This is a genomic window from Corynebacterium sp. HMSC08F01 (assembly GCF_001807545.1).
Lineage (GTDB): Bacteria > Actinomycetota > Actinomycetes > Mycobacteriales > Mycobacteriaceae > Corynebacterium > Corynebacterium coyleae.
The window spans coordinates 2578-4063 of sequence record NZ_KV789268.1; the positions used below are offsets into that span (position 1 = coordinate 2578).

The window sequence follows — 1486 nt, forward strand, 5'->3', positions numbered from 1 at the left end:
CTCGCCACCATCAGCCGGAACCGTGGTGTTGTCACCCTTCTTCACAGTCGGAGCCGGCTTCTCAGCCGTCACCTCGACCTCGACGGTATCAGTCGAGCCATCCGGGTAGGTCACAACAACCGGAACCGTGATCTTGTCACCTGGCTTGGCATCTTCCGGAACCGGAACAGTGATCTCACCGGTCTTCTCATCGACCTGCACACCCTCAGGTGCGTTCTCGCCCGGCTTGAACGTGGTGCCCTCAGGAGCCTCGGTCGGGTTACCGTCCTTGTCCTTGAACTCAGGAGCAGGAACCGTTACATCCTCACCCGGCTTACCAGAACCCTTTTCGTAGCCAGGCTCGAAGGAGTCAGCGTCCTTGTCCTTAGCGTCAGGCTCGTCAACCGTGACGGTGACATCAACGTTGTCCTTCGAACCATCCGGGTAGGTCACCTCGACAGGAACCGTGATCTTGTCACCCGGCTTGGCATCCTCCGGAACCGGAACAGTGATCTCACCAGTGTTCTCATCGACCTGCACACCCTCAGGTGCGTTCTCGCCCGGCTTGAACGTGGTGCCCTCAGGAGCCTCGGTCGGGTTACCGTCCTTGTCCTTGAACTCAGGAGCAGGAACCGTTACATCCTTACCCGGCTTACCAGAACCAGGCTTGTACTCAGGCTCGTACTTGTCCTTGTCCTGCGTATCCGGAGTCGGGGTGACATCCTTGTCCTTGACGTCGAACTCGAACGTCTTGGTAACCGGCTTACCGTCAGCGCCCTTGACCGAGTTGCGGTCCTTATCCAGGACAGTCACGGTCACCGTAGACTTACCAGCCTTCTCCGGCGTACCGGAGACCTCACCAGTTTCAGGGTTGTAGGTCACGCCATCCGGCAGACCCTCAACCTTGACCGAACCATCAGTCGGAACGTTGTCAACCTCGATCTTGAACGAATCGATCGGCTCACCAACAGTGCCGGACTTGTTCTCAATGTCCTTGATGGTCGACGGGACGGAGTTCGAATCCTTCGGATCCGTACCCTGGTTCTTCTCGTCCTCATCAGAGACACCGTCGTTGTCGTCGTCATCGTCGCCTTCGACTACGACATTGCCGTCCTCGTCCTTGATGCCCTCATCAAGGTCCGGCTTACCGTCACCATCAGTATCCAGGTAGAACGGCGCCTTCACCTCATCGGTGGAGCCATCCTTGTAGGTAACCGTTACCGGAACCTCAAACTTCTCAGCAGTGTCCTTGTTGACACCATCGACGGTCACCGTGATCTCACCGGTGGTCTCGTTGATCTTGACGACGTAGCCCTCAGGAGCCGTGAAGCCATCAGTGATCTTGAACTTCGAGCCCTCAGGAACATCGACACCCTTGCCGTCCTTGTCAGTGAAGGACGGAGTGGACTTCGTCTCCTTACCCGGCACAACCAGCTCGTTGCCGTACTTCGGATCGACCGTGTCAGCAACAGGCGTAGCAACCTTAAACGGTGCAACACCAGTAGCG

The 1486-nt window shown here is 57.3% G+C and carries 1 protein-coding gene; it reads right to left on the minus strand.

What is annotated here, in order from left to right:
* The coding region (locus HMPREF3171_RS11970; protein ID WP_210385582.1) for a YPDG domain-containing protein at positions 1 to 1486 on the minus strand (1486 nt) is incomplete at both ends.